At 69.4% G+C, this 26323-nt stretch carries 16 protein-coding genes and 1 pseudogene; 2 read left to right on the plus strand and 15 right to left on the minus strand.

Annotated features, from left to right (window positions below; translation table 11 throughout):
• Positions 1-14 precede the first annotated feature (14 nt).
• From polA to HNV26_RS30220, 11 genes are all read right to left on the minus strand, one after another.
• The gene (gene polA, locus HNV26_RS30170; protein ID WP_171444276.1) at positions 15-2741 is read right to left on the minus strand and encodes a DNA polymerase I; all 2727 of its coding nucleotides are present in this window, start codon (positions 2739-2741) and stop codon (positions 15-17) included.
• 45 nt (positions 2742-2786) lie between these two features.
• A complete protein-coding gene (locus tag HNV26_RS30175; protein ID WP_171444277.1) occupies positions 2787-5009 on the minus strand; it encodes an FHA domain-containing protein in 2223 nt (740 codons plus the stop codon).
• 7 nt (positions 5010-5016) lie between these two features.
• A complete protein-coding gene (locus tag HNV26_RS30180; RefSeq protein ID WP_171444278.1) occupies positions 5017-6804 on the minus strand; it encodes a TadA family conjugal transfer-associated ATPase in 1788 nt (595 codons plus the stop codon).
• 162 nt (positions 6805-6966) lie between these two features.
• Positions 6967-8415, minus strand: coding sequence for a type II and III secretion system protein family protein (locus HNV26_RS30185; RefSeq protein WP_090494915.1), 1449 nt, complete (start codon positions 8413-8415; stop codon positions 6967-6969).
• A gap of 35 nt (positions 8416-8450) precedes the next feature.
• Positions 8451-8990: an A24 family peptidase gene (locus HNV26_RS30190; RefSeq protein ID WP_020478566.1), complete on the minus strand. Its 540-nt coding sequence runs from the start codon at positions 8988-8990 to the stop codon at positions 8451-8453.
• A gap of 107 nt (positions 8991-9097) precedes the next feature.
• Positions 9098-9958, minus strand: coding sequence for an FHA domain-containing protein (locus tag HNV26_RS30195; RefSeq protein WP_171444279.1), 861 nt, complete (start codon positions 9956-9958; stop codon positions 9098-9100).
• Between the two features lie 63 nt (positions 9959-10021).
• Positions 10022-12088: a hypothetical protein gene (locus tag HNV26_RS30200; RefSeq protein ID WP_366817059.1), complete on the minus strand. Its 2067-nt coding sequence runs from the start codon at positions 12086-12088 to the stop codon at positions 10022-10024.
• A complete protein-coding gene (locus HNV26_RS30205; RefSeq protein WP_253817204.1) occupies positions 12085-13563 on the minus strand; it encodes a YncE family protein in 1479 nt (492 codons plus the stop codon). Before HNV26_RS30205 ends, HNV26_RS30200 begins: the two co-directional genes overlap by 4 nt.
• Before the next feature lie 137 nt (positions 13564-13700).
• Positions 13701-15812 carry a glycine--tRNA ligase subunit beta gene (glyS, locus tag HNV26_RS30210; RefSeq protein ID WP_171444282.1) on the minus strand — a complete coding sequence of 704 codons (2112 nt, stop codon included), beginning with the start codon at positions 15810-15812 and terminating at the stop codon, positions 13701-13703.
• Complete coding sequence (gene glyQ / locus HNV26_RS30215) at positions 15802-16794, minus strand: glycine--tRNA ligase subunit alpha (RefSeq protein WP_171444283.1); 993 nt, start codon at positions 16792-16794, stop codon at positions 15802-15804. Before glyQ ends, glyS begins: the two co-directional genes overlap by 11 nt.
• A 47-nt stretch (positions 16795-16841) precedes the next feature.
• Positions 16842-19169, minus strand: coding sequence for a serine/threonine-protein kinase (locus HNV26_RS30220; protein ID WP_171444288.1), 2328 nt, complete (start codon positions 19167-19169; stop codon positions 16842-16844).
• Between the two features lie 223 nt (positions 19170-19392).
• On the opposite strand from HNV26_RS30220, the gene HNV26_RS30225 reads away from it, so the two are divergent.
• The gene (locus HNV26_RS30225) at positions 19393-20565 is read left to right on the plus strand and encodes a PAS domain-containing sensor histidine kinase (protein WP_171444284.1); all 1173 of its coding nucleotides are present in this window, start codon (positions 19393-19395) and stop codon (positions 20563-20565) included.
• A 23-nt stretch (positions 20566-20588) separates the two neighbouring features.
• Here HNV26_RS30225 and HNV26_RS30230 read toward each other — a convergent pair whose 3' ends face one another.
• Together HNV26_RS30230 and HNV26_RS30235 are read right to left on the minus strand one after the other, a co-directional pair.
• A complete protein-coding gene (locus HNV26_RS30230; RefSeq protein WP_171444285.1) occupies positions 20589-21788 on the minus strand; it encodes a cyclic nucleotide-binding domain-containing protein in 1200 nt (399 codons plus the stop codon).
• A gap of 138 nt (positions 21789-21926) precedes the next feature.
• Positions 21927-22322: an MmcQ/YjbR family DNA-binding protein gene (locus HNV26_RS30235; RefSeq protein ID WP_171444286.1), complete on the minus strand. Its 396-nt coding sequence runs from the start codon at positions 22320-22322 to the stop codon at positions 21927-21929.
• A gap of 440 nt (positions 22323-22762) precedes the next feature.
• Here HNV26_RS30235 and HNV26_RS30240 point away from each other — a divergent pair, with 440 nt between their 5' ends.
• Positions 22763-24112 carry an FHA and sigma-54 interaction domain-containing protein gene (locus tag HNV26_RS30240; protein WP_171444289.1) on the plus strand — a complete coding sequence of 450 codons (1350 nt, stop codon included), beginning with the start codon at positions 22763-22765 and terminating at the stop codon, positions 24110-24112.
• Between the two features lie 3 nt (positions 24113-24115).
• On the opposite strand, the gene HNV26_RS30245 is transcribed toward HNV26_RS30240, so the two are convergent.
• On the minus strand, positions 24116-25489 hold the full coding sequence (locus HNV26_RS30245; RefSeq protein WP_171444287.1) for a serine/threonine-protein kinase: 1374 nt from the start codon (positions 25487-25489) through the stop codon (positions 24116-24118).
• Positions 25490-25501: 12 nt separating this feature from the next.
• Positions 25502-26323, minus strand: a pseudogene (locus HNV26_RS30250) (hypothetical protein); the annotation flags it as partial.

The raw sequence follows: 26323 nt of genomic DNA on the forward strand, positions 1-26323 counted from the left end.
GCCCTGCCCGCGCGTCAGTGCGCGTCCGCCCAACTGCGCCCCGCGCCCACCTCGACCTTGAGCGGCACCTTCAGGTCGGCCACCGAGGACATGGCCTTCACTGCCAGCGCCTTCACCTGCTCCACTTCCGCATCGGGCGCCTCGAAGAGGAGTTCGTCGTGGACCTGCAGCAGCATCCGCGTGCGCAGCTTCTGGGCCGTCAACGCCTCGTCCACCGCCAGCATGGCCTTCTTGATGAGGTCCGCGGCGGTGCCCTGGATGGGCATGTTGATGGCGGCGCGCTCGGCGGCCTGGGCCACGCCGCGGTTCTTGGAGTTCAGGTCCGCCATGTAGCGGCGGCGGCCGTAGAGCGTCTCCACGTAGCCCGTCTTGCGCGCCCTATCGACCGTCTCCTCCAGGTAGCGCCGGATGCCAGCGTAGCGCGTGAAGTACCGCTCGATGATGTCGCGGGCCACGTCCTGGGCAATGCCCAGCCGCGCCGCCAGGCCGTGCGGTGACAGGCCGTAGGCGATGCCGAAGTTCACCATCTTCGCGACGCGGCGCTGCTCGCGGTCCACCTGCTCCTTGGCCACGCCGAACACCTCGGCCGCGGTGCGGGTGTGGATGTCCTCGTCATGGAGGAAGGCCTCGATGAGCACGGGGTCATCCGCGATGTGCGCCAGCAGCCGCAGCTCCACCTGGCTGTAGTCCGCGCTCACCAGTTGGTGCCCTCCCGCGGCCACGAAGGCGCGGCGAATCTCCCGGCCCAGGTCGGTGCGGACGGGGATGTTCTGGAGGTTCGGGTCGGTGGAGGACAGGCGCCCGGTGGCGGTGGCCGCCTGGTGGTAGGTGGTGTGGATGCGCCCGTCGGCGGCCACCAGCGTGGGCAGCGTGTCCAGGTAGGTGCTCTTCAGCTTGGACAGGCTGCGGTACTCGATGATGGCGCCCGGCAGCGGGTGCTCCTCGGACAGCTTCTCCAGCACCTCCTGGTCCGCGGATGGGCCCGTCTTGCCCCGCTTGATGATGGGCAGCTTCAGCTCCGTGAAGAGCACCTCCACCAGCTGCGGATTGGAGCCGATGTTGAACTCGCGGCCCGCGAGCCGGTAGACCTCCTTCACCTGCGCCTCGACGGCGGCGTCCACCTTCACGGAGGTACGCGACAGCTCGGCGGTATCCAGCAGCACGCCCCTGCGCTCCATCTGCGCCAGCAGCGGCAACAGCGGCAGCTCCATGTCGCGAGCCAGCGCCGCCAGCTTCGCCGCCTCCAGCTCCTTCCACAGCTCGGGAGCCAGCCGGCGCGCGGCCTCGGCGCGGATGGCGAAGCCGGTGGCCACCTCCTCCACCGTGTGGTCCGCCAGCGCGCGGTCCTTCTTGCCGCGCCTGCCCTCCGCGGCGGGCGGCAGTAGCGGCAGCTCCGTGTTCAGCCGCTCGCGCGCCAGGTCCACCAGCGCGTGCTCGCGGCGGGACGGGTTGAGCAGGTAGCTGAGCAGCTCCACGTCGTCGTGCGCGCCGTGCAGGGTGATGCCGTCGTTGGCCAGCACCAGGCTGAGCGCCTTGAGGTCATGCCCGCCCTTCTTCACCGCCGCGTCCTCCAGCACCTCGCGGAAGGCCGCGGTGAAGGTCTCCGGCCGCACCTGGGTGACGCCGAGCTGCGCGTGCCGCAGCGGCACATACGCCGTCTGCCCGTCCGGCAGCGCCACGCCCAGGCCCACCAGCTTCGCGCCGAAAGGCGAGCCCTCGTAGGCGGGAATCAGGGTGACGGCGCCCGCCTCGCGCACGGCGCCAGCCAGTTGGGCGAGCTCCGCGTCCGCGCCCACCAGCCGCGGCGTCACCGCCAGCGGCGCGGGCTTCTCCTTCACCTCCTCGGACGCCCCGGCGACACCGTCCTGCTGGGGCAGTTCCTTGAGGAGGGCGAAGAACTCCAGCTCGGTGAACAGTTCGCGCGAGCGCTGCGCGTCCACCGGCCGGCGGACGAGGTCCGCCATGCGCACGTCCAGCGACAGGTCCGTCTTGAAGGAGACGAGCACCTTGGCGCGCAGGAGGCTCTCGCGGTGCGAGGCGATGTTCTCCCGGATCTTCGGCTTCTTCACCTCATCCAGGCGAGAGAGCAGCGTCTCCACGTCACCGAACTGCTGGATGAGCTCGGTGGCCGTCTTCGGACCGATGCCCGGCACCTTGGGGACGTTGTCCACCGCGTCGCCGATGAGGGCCAGGTAGTCCCGCATCTGCGCCGGCTCGATGCCCAGCCGCACCTTCACGTCCTCGGGCAGCGTGTGCACGTCCTTCATCGGGTCGTACAGGCGCACGTCGTCGTCGACAATCTGCACGAAGTCCTTGTCGCCGGTGACGACCTGGACGCAGAACCCCTCCTGCTTCGCCTTCACGGCCAGGGTGCCGATGACGTCGTCGGCCTCCCAGCCGGCCACCTCCAGCACGGGCACGTTGATGGCTTCCACCACGCGGCGGATGAGGGCGAACTGGGGAACCAGGTCCTCCGGGGGGCCCTCGCGGTTCGCCTTGTACGTCGGATCAATCTTCTGGCGCTCGGTGCGGCTCTCCTTGTCGAAGGCGAGCGCCACGTGTGTGGGCTTCAGCTCACGCAGGGCCTTGAGCACCATGCGCGTGAAGCCCAGCACGGCGTTGGTCTGCACGCCCTTGCTCGTCGTGAGCGGAGGGATGGCGTGGTAGGCGCGGAAGATGAAGCCCGACGCGTCGATGAGGACCAGGGTGGGCGCTGAGCGCGAAGGGCTGGTGTCGACCATGCCCCCGTGCCTAGCGCGCCCGCCCGGCCCTGTCCACGACGCGTGCTACTTGCAGCCCAGCTCCGCCTGCTTCGCGACGACCATCTCCTCCACACCGTCGCCCTTGACGGCGTAGTCCAGCGCCACCGTCATGTCGCCGCAGCCCGACGCCGCACGGAAGGCCTCCAGGGCCCTCGAGGAGCAGAAGGCCGCCGCCTTGTTCAGGTTCGGATTGCCCGCGTAGAAGCTGAACCCCAGCTTCCACACGCGGCAGGCGCGGCGGCGGTCCTCGCGGTCGGCCCAGTGCTTGCCGCGCTGGTAGGACTTCTCCGCGATGTCCTGGAGGATGTTGCGCCGGTAGAAGGACGGCTTGGACTCCGCCAGCTCCAGCATCACCGCCTTGTCCGTGGCCAGCGCCTCGCGGAAGGGCTCCGCGGCCTTCTCCGGATCCTCGGCGGCCAGGTAGCTCTGGCCCACCTTGAAGAGCTGGTCCACGGTGGACATGATCTTCATCAGCTCGTCCGCCTCGGCGTGGTACTGCGCGGCCTCGTAGTTGGCGCGCAGCTTCTGCATGGTGGCCAGCGCCTCGCTGCCACGGCCGCTCCAGTAGTCCAGGAGCGCGGCCTGCATCAGCTTGTTGGGGAAGCGCTTCTTCGCCGCCTCCATGACGAAGGTGCGCGGGTCCACGACCCGCTCGTCACCGGCCAGCACCTCCGCCACCGGGCACTCCCACGGCGCCGCGTTGGCATCCATCTTCTGCCGCGCGATGAGGAACTTCACGAACATCGGATCCTTCGGCCGCCACTCGTCGCGGCGCAGGCGGCCCTCCAGCTTCAGCGTGAAGCCCAGGGGCGGCTGCAGGTCCTCGCGCGGCTTCGACTGGCACCACACCGCCATGTACACCTCGCAGCGCGACACGGCGGCGCTCCACTGCGAATCACGCAGGTACAGCTTGCAGTCCTCCTGTGCGCGCTTCGTCACCGCCTCGGCGGCCTCGCGCGCCTTGGCGCGGGCGCGGCGGAAGTACTCGCTCTCCTTCTGGATCTTCCGGAACGACTCCAGGGCCTCTTCGGGCTTGAGGCGCTGCAGGAGCCGCTCGCCCTGCGAGTAGTACTCGAAGGACTCCTTCTCCAGCTTGATGCGCCGGATGAGCGTGTTCGCCTCCGGGTGGATGGGGTCCAGGTCCAACGCCTGGGTGCAGACCTCGTGGGCCTTCTCCCAGTTGGGGGCGCCCAGCTCGCTGGAGGCGTAGGAGCGGCACTCGCTCAGCAGATCCTGGATCTTCTGCGTCGGATCCATCTGCGCGGCCCCACCCGGCCCCTGAACGTCCACCGGCTTGGGGTTCAGGATGGAGGACACCATGCCCACCATCAGCAGCACGCCCACCAGTCCGGCAGCCACCATGATGAGCTTCTTGCGCTTGGCGGCGGGATCCTCGTCCGAGCCCCCACGCGCCGCGCCCCGGCGCACGGGCACCGCGGACGGTTCGGGCTCGAAGCTCATCTCCACCACGCCGAACTGGAGCTGATCCCCCGGCTCGAGCGGGACCGGCGTCTGGTCCAGCGGCTCACCGTTGAGCAACGTCCCGTTGGCGCTGCCCAGGTCCCGCACCGTCACGCCCGAGCTGGTCGCTTCCAGCTCCGCGTGGCGGCGGCTCACGGAGTCGTCATCCAGCATGATGCCGGCGGGCGGCTGCCGCCCGACGAGCACCTTGCCCTTGAGCGGATATGTCTGGCCGGCCCAGGGACCGACCATGCCGCGGAGCACCGGGCCACCCGCCGGCGCCGGACGTGCGCCGCCCCCCGGGGCGGGACGTGCCGGACGCGCGGGCCGCTTCGCCAGCGCCGCGCCGGGCTCGCTCTTCGCCGCGCCGGGGCCCTTCTTGATGCTGGGCATGGCCCGGGTGGCGCGTACGCCGCCGCCCTCGTCGCCCACCGGCATGGGCTCATCGCCCCCCGCCGCGGGCCTGGCCGCCGCGCGCCGGGCCCCAGAACCCCGCGCCGGGGCCGCCTTGAGACGCAGCACGTAGTCCCCCAGGAGGACCTCCGACTGCGGCGTCAGGGCCGTGGGCTCCATGATGCGCTGGCCGTCGACGAACGTGCCGTTGGCGCTGCCCACGTCCTCGATGAAGACGGTGCCGCCTTCGTCGAAGACGCGCGCGTGCGTCCGCGACACGCCCCCTTCGGTGATGAGGATGTCACTGCCCTGCTGGCGGCCAATCTTCAGCTCGCCCGTGATGGCGAATTCGTTCTCAGTGCCGTCAGGGTGACGGACGACCAGGGTGGCCATGGGCGCGTCAGTCCTCGCGGAAGATGCTCATGTTGACGGGGATGCCCTTACGCTGCAGCTCGTCGTAGAACTTCGGCACGAAGCCGGAGGCGACGTAGCGGCCACGGACCTTGTGGTCCTCCGTGAAGCCATCCTGCTTGAAATAGAAGATGTCCTGGAGGGTCACGATGTCGACCTCCATGCCGGACACCTCGGTGATGTAGCAGATCTTCCGCGTGCCGTCGGAGAAGCGCGTCTGCTGCACGATCATGTGCACCGCGCTGGCGATCTGCTCACGGATGGCCTTCACCGGCAGGTCCATGCCGGACATGAGCACCATCGTCTCCAAGCGGGCGATGGCGTCACGCGGCGTATTCGCATGGAGCGTGGTGAGCGAACCGTCGTGGCCGGTGTTCATGGCCTGGAGCATGTCCAGCGTCTCACCGGAGCGGCACTCTCCCACAACGATGCGGTCGGGCCGCATGCGCAGGCAGTTCTTCACCAGCTCGCGGATGGTGATGGCGCCCTTGCCTTCCAGGTTGGGCGGCCGGCTCTCCAACTGCACCCAGTGGTCCTGCGGCAGCTGCAGCTCGGCGGCGTCCTCCACGGTGATGATGCGCTCACCCTCCGGGATGAAGGAGCTGATGATGTTCAGCGTCGTCGTCTTCCCGGAGCCGGTGCCGCCGGAGATGACGATGTTGCGCCGGGCCTTGACGCACATCTCCAGGAACTCGGCCATCTGCGCCGTGACGGTCTTGTACTTGATGAGGTCCGCGATCTTCAGCGAGTCCTTCTTGAACTTGCGGATGGTGATGCAGGGACCCTTCAGCGCCAGCGGAGGGATGATGGCGTTGACGCGGCTGCCGTCCTTGAGGCGCGCGTCCACCAGCGGGCTGGACTCGTCGATGCGGCGGCCGATGGGCGCCACGATGCGCTCGATGACGCCGAGCACCGCCTGGTTGGAGGAGAACGTCTTCTCCGACAGGGTCAGCTTGCCCTTGCGCTCGATGTAGATCTGGTTGGCGTGGTTCACCATGATCTCGCTGATGTCATCCGACGCGAGGAACGCCTCCAGGGGCCCGAGCCCCAGCGCCTCGTTGATGACGTCAGTGAGCAGTTCCTCGCGGTCCACGTCCTCCGGAAGCTCTCCGTCCGCTTCCATCTGGTCGATGATGTCGCGGATGGCCTTCTCGGTGCGGCGCCACAGCTCGTCGTCGCCGAGCCGGTCCATGTCCATGCGGCGCAGATCGAGGTACTCGATGAGCCGGTCATGGATTTCCTTCTGGAGCCGGGTGTAGCGCTCCTGACGCGGATCCACCTTGCGCTTGTTCTTCGCCAGGGCGGACGCCAGCGACGCCGGCATGCCCTTGGGAGCGGGCGCGGGAGGCGGCGCTTCTTCTTCCTCCTCCTCGTAGGGCGCTTCGTCTTCGTAAGCCCCTTCCTCGTCATCGTAGGGCTCCTCGCCCTGCTCGTCGTAGTACTCCTCTTCGGCCTGACCCGCGCGGGTCATCACCGGGCCCTCGTCCTCGAGCGCCTCCACGTTGAGGATGTAGTCGCCGATGTAGACCTGGTCGGTCGGCTTGAGAACCTGGGGCGCGGCAATCTTCTTGCCGTTCACGAACGTGCCATTCGTGGACTTCATGTCCACGATGATGAACTTCCCGTCCTTGGCAACGATTCGCGAGTGGTACTTGGAGACGTTGCCCTTCGCGAGGATGATGTCATTGCCCGGCAGACGGCCGATGGTGACTTCATTCTTGTGATACTCGCGCTGCTCGGTCCCGCCGCCCTTTTCCGCGAGGGTGATGAGAAACATGGGGACGGATGCTAGCAAGCCCCCCTTCGTCCTCAAAGCGTGAGAACCGGGTTGCATGCTCGCCCGCAAGGCGACGGGCCGGCAACCGCCCCGGAAGGGAAGAAGCCGGCCCGCGCCGTGGGCCCGGAGGGCCCGTCTGAAACGGCGCCCGGGGCGCCCGCCTCAGTCGAAGATGTTGAAGTTCACCTCGGACCGGGCCTGCTTGTAGCGGCTCTTCACGTCCTCGATGATGGTGCGGACCTTGTCGGAGTCCGGGTTGACGATGCGCGGCGTGACGAAGATGACCAGCTCGCGCTTGGTGGAGTCGAAACCGCGGCTCTTGAAGAGCTCACCGATGATGGGGATGTGACCCAGGCCGGGGAGCTTCGACACGGACTTCTGCTCGTCGTGGCTGAACACGCCGGACAGGACGATGGTCTCACCATGGCGCACGGTGACGTTCGTCTTCACCTTGCGGGTCCGGAAGCCGGGGATGGAGGACGAACCACCGAAGGACACCGCCACGGAGGTGTCGATTTCAGAGGCCTCCGCCTCGATCTCCGTCTGGATGTTGCCGTTGCGGTCCGCGGTGGGGCGCAGGTTCAGGATGACGCCGTACTTCTTGAACTCCACCGTGAACTGGTTGTTCGTGATGAGCGGGATGGGAACCTCGCCACCGGCGAGGAACTCCGCCTTCTCACCGCTCGCGCACACCAGCTTGGGCTGCGCGAGCAGACGGCCGTAACCGTCATTGCCCTGGAAGCCGAAGGAGAAGTCCGAGTTCGCGTTGAGGGTGAGCGTGGACACGCCGGAGCCGAAGGTGCCCGGGAAGAGCTCCTGGGAGATGCTGGCGATGGCCGTCGCGGTACCGGTGATGTCGGTCGGGTAGCGGATGCCGTAGCGGTCGCGGCTGTTGCGGCGGATTTCGACGAACTGAACCTCGGAGAGGATCATCCGCTTGATGCCGACGACGAGGAGGTTCTCCACCTTCTCACCGATGGCCTTGGTGATGAGCTCCGCCTTCTGGAGGTCCTGCTGGCTCTCCACGGAGCCCTCCAGGAAGATGGTGGCGCCCACCACGTTGGCCTGGACGTTCTTCAGGCCCGCCTTCTGGAAGGCCGCGTTGAGGTTCTGGGCCACCAGCTTCTTGGCGTTGGGGGCAATCTTCACGAACGACTTCACGTTCGGGTAGAGGCCCACCACCTGCTCGATGCGGTCGGCGTCCTGCGTGGTGTAGGCCTGACCGTCCAGGTAGATGCGATCTCCCACCATGCGGACGGAGACGCCTTCAATCTCACCCAGCAGGCGCTTGATTTCGGAGATGACCTCGTTGGGGTCCTGCTTGCGCACCGCCACCAGGTAGCTGACGCGCTGGCCCGAGGACTTCCAGACGAGCAGCGTCGTCTTGCCTTCAGCCTGACCGGTGATGAGCAGCTGGCCAGAGCCGAGCGTCTTCACCTCGGCGACGCTCGGATCACCGAGCGCCACGCGGCTGAGGCCAGGGATGGTGATCACCTTCTGGGAACCCACGCCGAGGCTGACGGTGGTGCCATCCTGCGCCAGGGCGCTGCCGCCCGCCACCAGTGCGATGAGGGCGCCTAGCGCCGCGGCATGCGTGATGCGTGTGAACATCGTCCGTGTCCCCTCTTCTCTTCCAGAAGTCCGAGCTAACCCAACGTTCCGTGCTGCCACCACAGCGCCCAGACGGTGCCGAGCGCGATGGCCACTCCATAGGGAATGTGGCGCTGGGGCGCCGGCTGCGCGTCCGCGCTGGCCAAACGCACCCACACCGCCCACCGGCGCACCACTGCCGCCAGCGTGTCCCAAACCGCGCCTTGCCAGAGCAGTGTCACCACCGCTTGAAGCGCGCCCACCAGTGAGATGAAGGCCGCGGCCGCGAGCACCGCCGGGAAGCCCAGCACGGCTCCGACCCCGCCCATCAACTTCACGTCGCCCCACCCCATCCGCCCGCGAAGCGCCGCTGGCAGCAGCATCAACGCGAGCCCTACCCCCGATACCACACCACTGATGAGCCCATGCTCCAGGTCCCCCACCCCTTCGGTGGCCAGGCGCACGCCCAGGCCCACCGCCATCAGCGGGTAGGTGACCGCGTCGAGGATCTCGCGGCGAAGCACATCCGTCACCACGGAGATCACGAGGGCCACTCCAAGAACCGTCCACAACGCGATTTGAACAGGCGTCATCATCGCCTGTCCTCTTCGCGGCAGGCGTCCGGTATCAAACCAGGGACGCCTGGAGCCCGTCAATTGGCGAACAACCAGAAGCCCCGCGGGACGGGGCCTGGGTCACCGCATCATCGGACCAGGAGACGGATTTTCTCGCTGCAGATGAAATACTCGTCCCCGTCCTCGACCTTGCGGCGCTTGATGCGCTGCTTGTTGAACCAGGTGCCGTTGGACGAGCCCAGGTCTTCGATGATCCAGTCGTCGCCCTCGTGGACGATGACGGCGTGCTCACGGGAGACCTTGCCGGAGTTGATGACGAAGTCGCAGTGCTTGCCGCGGCCGATGACGAAGCGCTCCTTGACGATCTGCTCCTGCTCACCGGACTCGGTGACCAGGTACAGCGCGCCGACATCCTCCTCCTCGGCGAGGTCGTCGGCGGGCTCTTCCTCGACCTCATCGGGGGGGGGCTCCTCGTCCATGAGGCCCGGATCCTCGGCCTCGGGCAGCGGCTCCTCGTCCTCCTCCACCATGTCGTCGGCGGGAGGGGGCGGCTCGCTGTTCTTGCCCTTGATGAGGCGCTCCAGCTCCGCGGCGGTCTCCAGGACGCGCTCGGCCACCTCGCGGCGCACCGGGTCATTGTCCAGGCCATTGGCGGAGGCCCGCTCTTCCGGCGTGGCGCGCACGGGAGGACGCGCGGGCGCGGGCGTGGACTCAGGCCGGGGCGCGGGCGCCAACACCGGCGGCGCGGCAGGACGCGGCGGCGCGGCGGCCTGCACGGGCTTCACCGGCGCAGCGGCCACGGGTGCCACGGCGGCCTCGGAGCGGGACTTCACCTCGAGGAAGCCGTTCAGGCGCGCGAACATGAAGAGCGCCTGATTGATCAGGGCGTCGCGATCCGAGCCCATCTGCTGGGCCATGTCTTCGAACGCCTCCCACAGGTGGTCGGCGATGCCTACCTTGCGGGCAGGACGGGAGTTCTGATCGATCATCGGTCTTGACTCGCGTGAACCAGGAAGCCCCGGACGATAGCAGAGGCCTCCACTCCCGCCCAGTTACTCGAAGGGAACCAGGGCCAATGACTGCGCCCGGTTGTCGGTGAGCCCCTGAAAGCCGACCTGGAGAATGCCGTCCGCCGACGGGTAGGCGATGTAGGCGAACCTCGCGCTGCGGTCCTGGGCGGCCACCACAGGCCCCGGCAACGTATAGAAGGCCAGCTCCGTCCCCGCCCTGACGTCCGGCGTGAAGATGTAGTTGCGGATGCCGGAAATCACCGTCACCGCGTAGCGGTCTCCCCGACGCACCTCGCGGCCCACGGCCGCCACGCGGATGCGAAGCGGCGGCGGCGGCTGCGGGAACTTGGACAGGTTCGGCACCGGCGGCGTCTGAGGGTTGGAGTCGTCGTCGAAGTAGAAGGTGTCGGGGTGGAAGAAGTACTCCGTCGGGATGCTGTAGCTCGAGGCCCCCGTCACATCGCGGGACAGGAAGGTGCCCGCCTCGTCGAAGAGGACGAAGGGCTGGTCTCCCCCCGCACGGACGGTGAAGCGCGCGAGGTTGGCGCAGTCCGTCGGAATCTCCTGCGAGTCCGCGATGGCGAAGCGCACCCGGGTGGTCCCCGCCACGGGCTCCACCGACGCGATGGGCAGGTCGACGGCGCACAGCACATCCGTGCCCTCCAGGACGATGATGTCCCCGGCCCGCGCCGGAGCGGCCACGGTGGGCTCGGCCTCGAAGAGCCGCGGCGTAGAGGGGTCCCGAGGCAGGCCGCTCAGCCCTGGCAACGCGCCCTGGTAGATGATCCGGTAGAAGCCGTTCGGAACGGAGCCCTCGTAGAGCACCGTCGACTGGAGCGTCTGGTCCTGGGTCACCGTCACCAGGTCCGCCGTCTCGATGACGAGCGGCTGCTCGTTGCTGTCCAGCAGCGCCACCGTGGAGCGCGCGCTCGCCCCCGACAGGTCGAACTGGCGCAGGTCGCTCGCGGAGAACAACGAGATGTAGCCGTTGGAGGACGGCATGACGCCCAGGAGCGGCACCGTGAGAGGGGGCGTCGAGCCATCGTCGAGCACGATGCGAAGCGGCGCGTCCGGAATCAGGGCCAATCCCGTCGGCAAGCCGCCCGCGGGGAAGATGGGCAGCATCGGCGCGCCGCTGAGGTCCCGCGCCGTCTGGCCAGGGGGCGATGACTCGGTGTCCACCGCGAGCACTCCGGTGCACTCGCGCGCGGCGGAGCAAGAGGCCTCGTCACGGACGCCGAAGATGTAGCGGCCCGCGTTGATGGCCTCGACGCCGGGGATGGCGATCCGGGGGTGGCTCACCAGGAGCCGCACCGGCACGTTGCCGAAGCCCTCGGACAAATCCACGGTGGGCGCGGAAGGCTGAAGGCAGTCCGCGAGCGGCCCCGAATCGGTGACGAGCAGCGTGCGGCCCGACCGACCCGACGCCTGCCGCGTGGCCACCGCGAACTGGCCCTGGCCCGCCAGCATCGTCATGGACAGGATGGACTCACCGGGCTGGAGACAGAACACCGTCACCGGTTCGGGAATCGCCGCGGGCTCCGCGGCCTGCAGTGCGTCTGGCCCCGGAATCTCCTGCCGCAGCACCCGGGCGCCACCGGTGTCCGCGCCAAAGATGCCGTCGGGGTCCTGGATGGCGTAGTACAGCGTACTCGGTCCGCCGCTGCCCTCGGCGGGCGAGCGCGCCGCGAAGGCCGTGACGATGCTCGGCGCCTTGAGCCGGACGACCTGCCGGAGCTGGTCGCGCGCGGACGCCACCACCGAAACCTCCGACGAGCCCGAGCTGCGCGCGTAGACGTACGGCCCCGGGACGTCGTTGCCTTCCGCGTTGTACGCCACGTCGCGCGTGAGCGCGTCCGGCCGGTCCAGCACGGGGATGGACAGGGCCTCCAGCGGGTTGGGCGCCGGGACGAAGGTGCGGGGGTTCGACGCCAGGTCGAGCACGCGCAGCTCATCCCGGTCCGAAGACGTGACGAAGACGAGGTTGTTGGCCAGCGTCACGTCGAACGTGCCGGACAGGCCAGCGAAGCCCGTTGACACGTTGGTGGAGGAGCAACTGCCGGACAGGCCGGCGCTCGCGAGGAGCAGAGCAAGGGTACCGCGCTTCACGGTGAGGTCTCCTGGCACAGGCTGGTGCCCTGGCGCGGATCTCTTCCCTGCCGGGCGCCGAGCCGCGCCACCAACCGGGCGTTCTGCGGCCGGTCGAGGTCGGGAATGTCGATGATGGCCACGCGGCCGTCACCAAAGGTGCTGGTGAAGATGCGAGCGCTGTTGCCGCGGACGTCCGCGGCCAGGCCAAAGGGCTGGCTGGGCTGGTTCGGGTCGTTGTCGCCCACCTGCACCTGGGCGACGAGTTGCCCCACTTCTTCGTCGAAGATGGCCACGGCTTCGTCGCCGCTGCCCGTCACCGCCACCAGGTTGCCGCGACCAGGGCCGCGAGGAATGACTTCCAGTTCGCTGGCGCCCGCGGGCACCGGCAGCGCCGACACGATGCGCACGCTGGGGGTCGTCCCCGCGTCGGGCGCCGTGCCCGCCGCGTTCAGGACGTCCAGGATGAGCAACGTGTCCGGACCGCGCGCCAGCAGGTAGACGCGCTCATCCACGATGGTGAGCTCGGGCGACGCCGGGTCGGGCACGCGCGTGGCCGACGGGACCACCGCCACGCCGCGCGCCTCACGCACCGAGTACGACAGCTCCAGGTCGGTCTCCAGCACGCGGCCCGCGACGGTCCGGTCCACCAGCCGCAGGATGAAGCGCGCCGGCAGCGCCCCCATCTGCGCGGAGGAAGAGTTGCGCCCCGAGGCGTACACATACCGGCTGCCAATGGCCGTCGCGTGCGCGACGCCCGAGAGCCGGTCGTTGGTCCCCAGCGCCACGAACTCGCTGGTGTTCAGCGCGTCGCGCGTGGGGTTCGCCGCGGGGAGATGAAGCACGTATCCCGCCAGGTCCGCTTCGGTGAAGGTCGTCGGCGGCCCGGCCAGTTCCGTGTGCGTCACCCAGACGCGAGCGTCCTCGCCGTTGCCCGCGACGCTGACCCCCAGCGGCCCCGGAGCCGAAGGCAGTCCGTTGGAGGCGCCTGGGACATCCAGCAGCGACAGCGCATTGACGCGGCAGTCGCGCTCGCCGCCCTGCACGCAGCTCAGGCTGAGGCCGTCATCGCCCACGTCGATGGCGTGAAGCAGACTGCCCTCCGCCCGCGCCGGGACGAACAGCCGCGGTGGCCGCCCCGGAGGGCTCCACATGGCCATCTCCCCGGCGAAGCTCTGAATCTGCACGTAGGACTGGGCGCCGATGCCCAGCGACGTGACGTCGTTGGGCAGCGACTCCCCGGGGTCGAAGTCCGCGCCGAAGGGGCGCACCCCCACGGAGTCCAGGTCCAGCGCGACGACCGACCCCGAGTCGTAGCACTTGTCGAAGTTGGCGCTCGCCACGTAGAGGTATCCGTTGGTGGACGGACCCGCTTCGGGGCGCCAGAAGGCAAGACCGCTCGGGTACACGAGCCGGGTGGACGGAGGGGGCTTGCTCTCGGTGCCGACGTTGCAGGACACGAGGAGCAGCGCGGAGGTAAGAAGGTAGGCGCGCATCGGAGGGGGGCGGAGTGTAGGAAGGGGTCTCCCCCCGGGCAACCGGAAACACGGCGGGCCATTCCCATGCGCCTTGCGCCCGACGCAACCGTGCCCCCCGGGGTGCTTCATCCCCCGGAGGGCAGGCAGGCCACGCATCAGGCCGCGGCGGCCGTTTCAGCCTGGATCTTCGAGAAGTCGGCCACCTGGTTGAACAGGGCGCCAATCTCCACGAGCAGGCGGATGCGGTTTTCCCTCAGGGCCTTGTCCTCGGCCATGACCATCACCTTGTCGAAGAAGGTGTCCACGGCGGGCTTCAGCCCCGTGATTTCCCGGAGAGCACCGGAGAAGTCATCCGCGCGCACCAACCCCGACACCGTGCTCCGGGCCTGGGTGAAGGCGGTGTGGAGGTTCCGCTCCGGCTCGTCCACCAGCTTCTGGGGGTTGGTCTCTCCCCCCTGCACGTCGCGGCCCTGCTTCTCCACGATGTTGACCACGCGCTTGAAGGCCACGGCCAGGGGCTGGAAGTCCGCCCGGCCCACGATGTGGCTCAGGGCCTCCAGGCGCTTCTGCGCGGCCACGAGGTCGTCGAAGCCGGCGGACAGCACCGCCTCCACGACGTCCGTGCGGTGCTGCTCACCCCACAGCGCCTTGAGGCGGCCGCGGAAGAACTCCAGCACCTGCTCACGCGGCGCGGGCTCGCCGGCCTTGCGCTTGGCGTTGGCAATCCTCGGCGCCAGCAGCCGGAGCGACTCGTCCACCGCGGCCGACAGGCTGAAGCGGTAGCCGCGCCCCAGCACCAACCGGATGATGGCGATGCACGCGCGGCGCAGGGCGAACGGGTCCGCCGCGCCCGTGGGCGCCTTGCCGATGGCGAAGATGCCGCACAGCGAGTCCAGCCTGTCCGCGATGCCGATGAGCGCGCCCGGATCCTGCGTGGGCAGCGCGTCCTCGGCGCCACGCGGCAGGTAGTGCTCCGCGATGGCCAGGGCCACGGCGTCCGGCTCACCGCCCGCGCGAGCGTACTCGCGGCCCATGATGCCCTGGAGCTCGGGGAACTCGCCCACCATGCCGGTGACGAGGTCGGCCTTGGCCAGCGTGGCGGCGCGCTCGATGGTGGCCGCATCCCCTGCCCGCCCCGCCTGCTGGCCCAGCCACACCGCCAGCGTGCGGAAGCGCTCCACCTTCTCCAGGTAGCTCCCCAGCTGCCCCTGCCACACCACGCGGCCCAGCTTCTCCACGCGGTCGATGAGCGGCGTCTTCCGGTCCTCGTCGAAGAAGAAGCGGCCGTCCGCCAGTCGCGCGCGCAGCACGCGCTGGTAGCCGCGCAGGCTGAGCTGCTCGTCGCGCACCGGCGTGTTGGACACGGCGATGAACTTCGGCTGCAGCTTGCCCGCGCTGTCCACCAGCGAGAAGTAGCGCTGGTGGCTCTTCATCTCCTGCACCAGCACCTCCGGAGGCAGGTCCAGGTGGCGCTCCTCGAAGGTGCCCACCACCGGGCTGGGCAGCTCGACCAGGTTCGTCACCTGGTCCACCAGCGACTCGTCCTCCAACAGCTGGGCGCCGGCCTTGCTCGCGGCCGCCCTCACCTTCTCCACCAGCTGCGCGCGGCGCTTCGTGATGTCCGCCACCACGTGCGCCTTCTCCAGCGCCACCTCGTACTCCGCCGGAGCCTTCAGCTCGATGGCGTCGGGCGACAGGAAGCGGTGCCCCCGCGTGGTCCGGCCGCTCGTCACGTCACCGAACACCACGGGCAGCACATCGCTCCCCAGCAGCGCCACCAGCCACTGCACCGGGCGCGCGAAGGACGTGTCCACGTCACCCCAGCGCATGGACTTGCGGAAGTTGATGCCGTGCACCGCCGCGTGCAGCGTGTCCTTCAGAATGTCCGCCGCCGGGCGGCCCTTCTCCTCCACGCGCGCGGACAGGTACTCGCCCTTGGCGGTGGTGGCGCGGCCCAGTTGGTCCACCGCGAGCTTGAGGCTCTCGGCGAACTTCTCCGCCGCCTTGGTGGGCTTGCCCTGCGCGTCGAAGGCAGCCTTGGCGCTGGGACCCAGCACCTCCTTGATGATGTCCTCGCCCGCGTCCGCCACGTCCTTCACCCACACCGCGAGCCGCCGCGGCGTGCCGAAGGTCCGCACCTCGCCATGCTTCAGGCGGGCGTCCGCCATGCGCTCGGTGATGACGCGCTTCAGGTCGTCCAGCGCGGGTCCGATGAAGGACGCCGGAATCTCTTCCGCGCCCACTTCCAGGAGCAGGTCACGCGCCATGGGCCACCTCCGCCTTCTGCTTCTTCTCCACGGGCTTGTTGAGGACGACCGTCTTCCAGTAGTCGCTGGCCGGCTTGCCCTCCAGCACCGGGGGCTGCTCACCCACCGTCCACGGCGACTTGAGCAGCGGGTAGCCCAGCCGCTCACGCATCTGGAGGTAGCCCTCCGCGCACAACCTGGCGTTGTCGCGCACGCGCTTGATGAAGTTGGCGCGCTCCGTGACGGAGATGGCGCCGCGCGCGTCCAGCAGGTTGAACGCGTGCGAGCACTTCAGCGCGAAGTCGTACGCGGGCAGCGGCAACTGGCGCTCGATGAGGCGCTTGCACTCCTTCTCGTACGCGTCGAAGAGCGCGAAGAGCATCTGCGCGTCCGACTCCTGGAGCGCGTACTTGCTCATCTCCACCTCGTTGGGGTGGAACACCTCGCGGTACTTCACGCCCTTGACCCATTCGATGTCGAAGACGTTCTCCACGTTCTGCAGGAACATGCAGATGCGCTCCAACCCGTAGGTGAGCTCCGCGGAGACGGGCTTGCAGTCAAAGCCGCCGCACTGCTGGAAGTAGGTGAACTGCGTCACCTCCATGCCGTCACACCACACTTCCCAGCCCAGGCCCCAGGCGCCGAGCGTGGGCGACTCCCAGTCGTCCTCGACGAACCGGATGTCGTGCTCCAACGGGTCGATGCCAATCTTCCGAAGCGACCCCAGGTACAGCTCCTGGACGTTCTTCGGCGCCGGCTTGAGGATGACCTGGAACTGGTGGTGCTGGAACAGGCGGTTGGGGTTCTCTCCGAACCGGCCGTCCGCGGGACGCCGCGACGGCTGCACGTACGCCACGTTCCAGGGTTCCGGGCCCAGGGCACGCAGGAAGGTGTACGGGGCCATCGTGCCCGCGCCGACCTCGACATCGTAGGGCTGCGTGTTGATGCACCCCTGGTCGGCCCAGTGCTTCTGGAGCGTGAAGATAAGGTCCTGAAAATACATAGCGCGCGGACCCTAGTGACGGGGGTCCGGAGCGTCAAGGACGGCGCTCACTCCTTGTACGGTGGGAGATCCGCCAGCCGGATTTGAATCTTCGTCTCCTCGCCCGGCTTGATGGGAGCCGAGAGGAGCCTGCTCACCGACTCCACCCCCGTCGGGTCCACCACGCGCAGGCGGTAGACCCCCACGGGTAGCGGGAATTTCTTCAAGGGCGTCGTACCCAGCTCCGTGGCGCCGTCGAACACGGCCGCCCGCGGCACCGTATAGAGCGTCATCCACCCCAGGCCCGCCTTCGCGGCCCCCTTCGCCGTGCTGGTATCCAGCACCTCCGCCATTCCCTCGGGGTCCTGCGTCGCCGTGGTGACGGGCTCGGCGGCCGGCTGGGCCGCCGCCACGCGAGGCGCTGGCTCGCGCGGAGGTGGGCTGACCTGCGCGGACGGCACGGCCTTGGCGCTGGCAGGTTCGGCCTCGGCCTTGGAGGCAGCCGCCCACCGCGCCGGCGAAGAGGCACCTTCCTTCGCCTTCCGCCCGGGCGGGGCCTTCGTCGGGGCCTTGGCTTCAGGCGCGCCCTCCACCGCATCCCCGTCCGAGCCTTCGCCACCAGCGGCCTGCTCGGTCTGGGCGACAGCCTGGGAAGGCTCGGAAGGTGCAGATTCTGGCTCGGCCCGACGGAAGCCCGGCGGCGGCCCCGCCTGCTGCGGTGGCCAGGGCTGGTTCGCGGGGTCCTCCGCCGGCGGCGGATTCAACTCCGCGCTCACCCACGCCTTGGCGGCTTCGAAGCCCGGCAGGAGCTGCGCACGCACGGCAGGCAGCGTCGCAGCCCAACCGAGCCCTCCCACCAGGAGGAGCAGGAACAGCCGGCTGGCCCAGCGCGACGGCGGACGGGCGGCGGGCGTCTCCACCGGTGTGTCCGAGGCCCGGGACGCATCGGGGCGCGCCGACCGTCCGGAGGCCCGAGCACCGTCCGCGCCGGGCCGCTGGGGCCGGGAACGGAAGCGCTGCGTCTGGAGATCACTCGGCTCGTCGAGGGATTCGGGCTCGGCCGGGGCCTCCTGCCGGGCAGTGGGCCGCGGCCGAGGTGTACGCGCGGCCGGCGCGCTGTCCTGACCTCCGCGAGGCGTGCGCGAAGCCAGAGAAGCCACCTCACTGGTCCGGCGCTGAGGGGCGGGCTTGGGCGCGCTCCCGTTGGCTGCACCTGAGGGGCCACGCGAAGCCACGCCGCCCTCCGCCGGACGGCGCTGGGGCACGGGCTTGGGCGCGCTCGAATGTGGGGCCGAAGGCGAACCAGGCCGGGCGCGCGGGGCCGGCATCTGCGACGTGGGGGCGGAGTCCGCGCTGTCGTCCTGCTGGAGGGCACCCGCCGCCTCGCTGACGCGGGCATCCTCCGCGCGACTGGCCAGCTCCAACAGCGTGCGCGTCTTCTGGCGCTTGTCGGCGAAGAGGTCGCCCATGACGGCGGTCATGCCGTCCTCGTCGAAGATCTCCGAGCCGAGCGCCGCTTCAATGGCGCGCGCCATCTCCCGGCAGTTGGTGAAGCGCTGGGACACGTCCCGGGACAGCGCTCGCGTCACCACGGCTTCCAAGGCTTCGGGGACATCCGGGTTGATGCCGCGCAGCGGAGGCACGTCGGCCTCCACGATCTGCATCATCACCGCCGCTTCGTGCGGCCCGCTGAACAACCGCTGGCCGCTCAGCAGTTCGTGCAGCATGACGCCCACGGAGAACAAGTCACTGCGGCCATCCAGGGTGGCCACGCCTCGCACCTGCTCCGGGGACATGTAGCCGCTGGTCCCCTTCACCGTCCCCACTTGAGTGCGCCCCAACCGTCCGCGCGCCTTGGCGATGCCGAAGTCGATCACCTTCACGACGCCGTCGTAGGTGAGCATCACGTTCTTCGGAGACACGTCGCGGTGCACCACCACCGCGGGCCGGCCCGACGGGTCCGTGAAGTGATGCGCGTAGTGCAGGCCCAGGCAGGTATCGCGAATCACCCGCCCGACGAAGCCGAGCGGCAACGGATAGCCCTGGCGCGTGGAGGCCTTCACCACCTGCTCCAGGTTCTGCCCGGGCAGGAACTCCATGGCGAGGTACAGCTCGCCGCCCTCCTCGCCCAAATCGAACACCTGACCGATGTTCGCGTGCGAGAAGGCCGCGGTGATGCGCGCCTCATCCAGGAACATCTGGACGAATTGCTCGTCCTTCTTGATGTCCGGGAGAATCTGCTTCACCGCGACAAACTTGCGAAATCCCCCAGGCCCCGAGGTGTAGGCCAGGAACAGCTCCGCCATCCCTCCCATGGAGAGACGCGTGAGGATTTCGTATTTCCCGATGCGCCGCCCCCGATCGGGATCGTCACCGGCGCCACCCTGCATGGACATTCGGCGCGGCATGTTAACTCCCGCATGGGTCCGAGTCGACCTTCGTGACGACCCCTCCCTCGACAAGTTGGAGGGGCACCCGCCCCCCGCGTCGGGGACTCGCACCGGCTGGCCGCCTGCCCGTGCGCCGGCCGGAGTGTCCGATGGCCGATGGGCACATCGCTCGATTCCCCGTGACGGAGGGGGGCGTGTTCTCATACCAGCGAGTCAGAGCAGGAGCCCCATGGAAGACACCAACGGATGCCCCGGACGTGCCAGGCGCATCGCATACTCCGGCCAAAGCGAATCCAAGCAAGACACTGCGGACCAGCTCCGGCTGTTGATTGAGAGCGTCACCGACCATGCCATCCTGACACTCGACGTGGACGGCTACGTAGCAAGCTGGAACCCGGGCGCCGAGCGCATCAAGGGCTACCGCGCGGACGAGATTCTGGGGCAGCACTTCAGCCGCTTCTATCCGCCCGAAGCCGTGGCACGGAACCGGCCGCGGCACGGGCTCGACGTGGCGACGCGTGAGGGCCGCTTCGAAGAGGACGGCTGGCGCGTCCGCAAGGACGGCAGCCGCTTCTGGGCCAACGTCGTCATCACCGCGCTGTATGACGAGACAGGGCAGCTGCGAGGCTTCGGCAAGGTGACGCGCGACTTCACCGCCCGTTACCAGGCCCAGGAGCAACGGGAGATGGAGCGCCTGCGGGAGGCGCTTCGCATCCGGGACGACTTTCTGTCCGTGGCGTCCCACGAGCTGCGCACCCCGCTCACCCCGCTGCAACTGAAGCTGACGGCCATGCGCCGCGCCGTCGACAGCGCTCCGGGAGGCATGCTGCCGAGCGAGCGCGTGGAGCGCGACCTCGACGTCGCCGTCCGCCAGGTGCGCAAGCTGGTGGAGCTGGTGGACGACCTCCTTGACGTGTCACGCATCAGCGTGGGCCAGCTGACCCTGGAGCGCGTGCCCGCGGACCTCACGGCGCTGCTTCGAGAGGTCGTCGCCCGCTACCAGCCACAAGCCAATCAGCTCGGAAGCACCGTGGAACTGGACGCGCCGGCGCCCGTGCAGGGCGAATGGGACACACGCCGGGTGGAGCAGGTGATGACCAACCTCCTCTCCAACGCGCTCAAGTACGGAGGGGGCAAGCCGATTCACGTCAGCCTGCGCGAGGAAGGCGGCATGGCGCGGCTGAACGTTCGCGACGAAGGCATCGGCATCGCGCCGGAAGCACTGCCCCACGTCTTCGACCGGTTCATGCGGGCCGTCTCCGGCCGCAACTACAGTGGGTTGGGGCTCGGCCTCTTCATCGCCCATCAGGTCGTTTCGGCGCACGGGGGCGACATCCAGGTGTCCAGCGTGCCGGAGAAAGGGACCACGTTCAGCGTCCGGCTCCCGCTCGGCCCCACGTAGACATACGCCGTGGGCCATCCCTGTCAGGTGCTCAGCGCACGAACCCGTCCCGCGAGGTTCTGGGTGAAGAGGCGGAAGATGCGCAGCGCCGCCGCCTCGTGCGTATCCACGAAGCGCTCGAAGTCGACACGGCTGATGCGCAGCGCCCGCACGGAGGTCCGCGCGCGGACATGGGCGGACACGGGTCCATCCTGCACCAGGGAGATTTCCCCCAGGTACGCCCCTGGCCCCAGCGTGTTGAGGTGCCGGGCGTCCTCCTCGGGGCCGCTGAAGACGTCCACGGTGCCATCCATCAGGACGAAGAGCCCCAGGCCGGGCGCGCCCTTCTCCAGCAACACGGCGCCGGGCGCGATGACGACCTGACGCGCCAGCCGGTAGAGGTCCTTCATGTCCTCCAGGGACAGCTCGCCGAAGATGGGGATGGCCTTGAGGAACCGGTACCCGTTCGCCGCGGGCGCCGACGCGCCTCCCGAACGGCGGATGAGCATGGCCTCCGCTTCCGCCTCCATCCCCATGCGGCGCAGCAGCCGGGCCTTCTCCGTCACCAGCGCCGGGTCCCCGCGCGCGTCCTCCGAGCTGCTCACCGCGTCCGCGAGCACCGCCAGCGCCCGGTGCGTGAAGCCCTCGGCGTCCAGCAACTGGCAGATGCGCAGCACCGCCTCCACGAAGCGCGGGTCCTCCACGCGCACGCCTCCGAGCGCCTCGACCTCCGCGTGCGCCTGTCCCAGCTCCCGGTAGAGCGTGGCCGCCTCGAAGGGACGATCCAGGCGCACCAGGCACTGCGCCATGGCTTCGCGCGAGCCCAGCTCCCGGTAGATGGCCAGCGCGCGCTCCAGCGCGCCACCTCGCTCGAAGGCGGCGGCGGCGCGCTCGGCATCACCCGCCCGGAGGTAGCTCTCCGCGGCGGCCATGTACTTCCCACTCTGGAAGTAGAGGTCCCCGGCGGTGGCGTCCTCGCCCTGGCCGTCCATCAGCCGGGCCGCGCCCAGGAAGTCCCGCGCGCGCCGCAGCACCTCGACGAAGCCACGGCGCTCCTTCGCCGGTCCCTGTTCAGCTTCGTGACGGATGCGCTCGCGCTGCGCATCGCCCAGCTCCTCATAGAGCTGTGCCGCCCGGTCCGTGTCCTCCAACTCGACCAGAGAACGCACCGCCCGGAGGGCACCCTCCACGGGCGTGCGCAGCCGCCCGCGCCCCTCGCCCTGGCCACCTGCTGACTCTGACATGTCGGGTCTCCCGCTCCGGTGAGACCGGCCAGCATGGGCGCTACCATGCGTTGCGCCCCTTCCCGGCCTGCCCCCTCTTCTCCCATAGCCTCGCATCGAATGCCGGGCCTGCCAACGCCTGCCGCGAAAACGCGTGCGTCAGTCCGCGTCGCGCGCCCGCTCCGCCAACTGCCGCTGGGAGGCAGCCCTCCGCCACGCGTCCTCCAACAGCTGGCGGACCAGCGCCGGACGCGCCGCGGCAACGCGGACGAGCAGGTACTCGGGGTACCCCGCGTAATGTTCGGTGATGTAGCAACTGTCTGGCTCGGCCTGCATGAGGACATCCCGGACGCCGGGCTCTACCTTCACCACCAGCGACTCGCCGTCCTCATGGAAGCGGGCGATGAACTTCTTGCGCACGCGGAACGCGGGCGTCCCGAAGGACGAGCCCTCCTCCATCCCCGGTAGGGACAACGCCAGCGCGCGCACCGCGTCGAACGTCAGCCCCTGCGTCCCCCCACCGCGCGTCGCGCGGCGCCTACCCCGTGTCGCCATGGCCCATTCCTACCAGAGGCCCAGGCAAACACGACAGGTAGCGCCCCCTGTTGAAACTCCGCCCCGTGAAATGACAGACATGGCTTCATCCCCGGGCGGATGGGGCGATGTGATGCCCCTCGGCGGCATGTCTGTGATTTCATCAGCACGACCGCCCGCGCCGACATGTGGGGTCCGCGACACTCCGAGTCCGCTGTGACACAGCACCTCTCAGCCGAGACGGCCCAGACAGCCGCGACTTACGGAAATCCCGGAGACGCCGCGCCTCCGCGCGGGACCTGCCTCCCGCCCAAAGGAGCGGGCGGCCCCCCATCAGAATGGGCCCGGGAGAGAACCGTTCGGATGCCGGCCCCCGTGATATCTTGACTTCCATGTCTGCATTGGACCGGGCTCTTGCCGCACCCTCCTCGCCGGACGCGAAGGGCGAATCGCAATGGAGGATGGAAGTCGAAGGTGGGGGTGACACGCCGCTGCACGTCACGCTGCCCTACGAGCACGCACGCCGGGGCTATGATGCCTCCACGGTGCGCCGGTTCCGGCTCACGGTGGCGGAAGGTCCGAACATCGGGACGACGTGGGAGTCCACGGGTGACACCTGTTCGGTGGGCTCGCACCCGCTGAACGACTTCGCCGTGGAGGACCCCACGGTGTCCCGGTTCCACTGCGAGGTGCGCATCGGACCTCGGGGCCCCCAGGTGAAGGACCTGGACAGCCTCAACGGCGTCATCGTCGACGGAGTGCAGGTGGTGGAGGGCGTGCTGCGCAGTGGCAGCCTGCTGCGCCTGGGCCGCGTGGTGCTGCGCTTCGACTTCAGCGCGGAGAACAACCGCCTGCCGCTGTCGGAGAACTCGCGCTTCGGCACGCTGGTGGGCGCTTCCGTGGCCATGCGGGGCTGCTTCGCGATGATGGAGCGCGCGGCGGGCCGCGATGTGACGGTGCTGCTCGAAGGCGAGACGGGCACCGGAAAGAGCCAGGCCGCGCTGGCCATCCACCAGGCGAGTCCCCGGCGCGACGCGCCCTTCCTCATCGTGGACTGTGGCGCCATCCCCGCGCACCTGTTGGAGAGCGAGCTGTTCGGCCACGAGAAGGGCGCGTTCACCGGCGCCGTCCAGCGGCGCGCGGGCGTCTTCGAGGAAGCCGACGGCGGCACCGTCTTCCTGGACGAGATTGGCGAGCTGCCCGCGGAGCTGCAACCCAAGCTGCTGCGCGTGCTGGAGAACCGCGAGATTCGCCGCGTGGGCAGCAACACGTATCAGCCGGTGAACGTGCGCCTCGTCGCCGCCACGCACCGGGACCTCCGCGCGGAGGTCAACGCGGGCCGGTTCCGCTCCGACCTCTTCTTCCGGCTCGCGGTGCTGCGCCTGCTGCTCCCGCCGCTGCGTCAGCGTCCGGAGGACCTGCCCATGTTGGTGGAGGGCATCCTCGACCTGCTCGGCGCGGACCGCGAGCGCACGGCCGCGCTGCGCACGCAGGACTTCCTGGCCCGGTTGCGGCACGCGGCGTGGCCCGGCAACGTGCGCGAGTTGCGCAACTACCTGGAACGCTGCCTCGTCTTCGAGGAAGCAGTAGAGCTCTCCGAGGAAGAAGCCCACCGCTCCGGCCCACCCGAGGTGGACCCCTCGCAGCCGTACGCCGACCAGCGCCGTCACGTCGTCGATGACTTCGAGCGCCGCTACCTGCGCGCGCTGCTGGAGAAGCACCAGGGCAAGGTGGCCCAGGCAGCCGTCACCGCGGGCATGGACCGCGTCCACCTCTACCGCCTGCTGCGACGCCACGGCATCAAGCCGTGAGCCTCACCGCGGGCGGCTGACGCGCCAGCACCCCAGTCCCGCGGCGGACACGGGTGTCGCCAGGAAGGCCGTCTCCAGCCCCTCGAGCGCCCGCGCGGTCGCCACCAGGTCCGTTCCTGGTGGCTCCGCGACCCAGCCCGGCAGGTGCAACAATCCGCCGCCGCGCTCCTCGCGAGGCAGCTCCGCGACGTGAACGGTGATGGCCAGGTCCACCGCGCGCGGCGCCTCGCTCGCCGCCACGAACTCCACCAGGGCTAGCGCGGCGTGCAGCACGCGCGCTCGCGCGGCCTGCTCCGCCCCTGCTTCAGGCGGCAGCGGCGCGAAGGCCAGCAGGCAACCGCTCCCCTCCAGCCGCACGTCCAGCCCCGCGGCGCGCGCGGCCCCCCCCACGCGCTCCAGCAACGCGTCCAGCCGCTCCAAGGACGAAGGTTCCACCGCGCCGTGGAGCCGGGCTTCCGCGTACAGCGCCACGGCGAACGTGGGCTGGTCCTCCGTGGGGCTGCCCTTCACCGCGCGCCGGAGCGCATCGAGCCAGGCATCGATGTCCGGGTATCGGTCCTCACGCCGCTTCCCCATGCTGCGCAGCACCACGGCATCCAGTGCGGCAGGCACCGGGGCGCGCTCGCTGGGCCGAGGAGGCGGCGCATTCAGGTGCAGGTCCTCCACCTCGTGCCGGGTGGCGCCCTGGAAGGGCGGCTGCCCGGTGACGAGTTGGAAGAGCAGCACGCCCATCGCGTACAAGTCGGTGCGGGCGTCAGGCGGCTCGCCGCGAATCTGCTCGGGCGCCATGGACAACGGCGTGCCCAGGGAGACGCCCGTCAGCGTGAGCGTGGACGCGCCCGGCGCATTCGGCGTCAGCCCCTTCGCCACGCCAAAGTCCACCAGCTTCACGCGCGGTGCGCCACCGCACGCGCTCAAGCGCACCACGTTCTGTGCCTTCAAGTCCCGGTGCACGACACCGGCCTGGTGCGCGGTGCGCAGCGCGCCGCCCACCTGCTCCAGCACCTCCAGCGCCTCTCCCGGCGACAGAGGTCCGCGCAATGCCAGCTCCGCCGCGAGGTCCCTCCCCTCCAACCACTCCATCGCGATGAAGGGCCGCCCGTCCGCGAGCGTGCCGTAGCCAAGCACGTTGACGATGTGCGGATGGCTCAACCGCTGGAGCGTCTGCGCCTCCCGACGGAAGCGCCGCAGGGCGACATCCGAGGGCTGTGGAAGCAGGACCTTCAGCGCCGCGGGCGCCCCCGTGCGGACGTGTCGGGCACGATAGAGCGTGGAGACAGGCCCCCGGTAATGGACCTGCTCCACCAGCCAGTCTGATACCAGGGCGCCGACGCCCAACTCCTCGCCATAGAGGGCCTCTTCGTCACCCGACGCCATGCGGCAGAATGCCTACTTCTTCCGAGGGAAGGGAAAGGGCAGCTCCTCCCTCGAAGGCAGCGGCTTGGTGGGCACCGAGGCACGCCCGCAGAGCTGGGTGCGCAGCTCCTTCGCCACCACGTCGCACGGGGTATGGAGGTAGGTGGTCACCGACTGCGTCCACAGCACGTTGTCATGGTCGTGGCACGCCTCATAGTCGCCATCCCCCGGAGTGAGGGCCCCATCGAGGATCTCGCACTTACCGGCCACGGGCGGACTGAGGGACGTGAAGCAGGGCCCCGTCACGCTCGCGGCGCAGTTCGAGCCCGACGAGGGCAGCGCGCAGACGCGGTTCACCGCGTACGCCGCCCCGCTCGACCAGGCCGGGTCGTAGCAGGAGAACATCTTCCGGTAGATGGAGCCGGGCACGATGACGTCGGCGCCCACCACCCTGTACCCCTTCTTGCTCCCGTCCCAGGTTTCCACGACGTCCACCTCTGCCCCCAGCTCGTTCGGAAGGAAGATGTTTCCGTAGAATGCGCCCTCGCGCACGGAATAGACCTGCTGTTCGGACAGGCCGTAGATGGACGCGGAGTCCGGATACGCCTCGACGTTCGCCAGCCATTCCACGGTCGTGCTCGAAGCCGGCGCGGTCATCACGCTGTAGTAGCCCCCGGCCGGGCAGGTGAAGGAGACCACCGGCGCGGCGGGCGCCCCCGCGCAGCTCCCTGTCGCCTCGCCCAGGTTGCGCGCGTCGAGATGGTCACACCCCGCGATGCCGTCGCACACCCGCAGGACCGTGGGCCCATTCACACTGGAGCCCACGATGAGAGACAGCCCCCCGCAGGACAGCGG

It is taken from the genome of Myxococcus xanthus, assembly GCF_013116825.1.
In the GTDB taxonomy this organism is placed as follows: Bacteria; Myxococcota; Myxococcia; order Myxococcales; family Myxococcaceae; genus Myxococcus; species Myxococcus xanthus_B.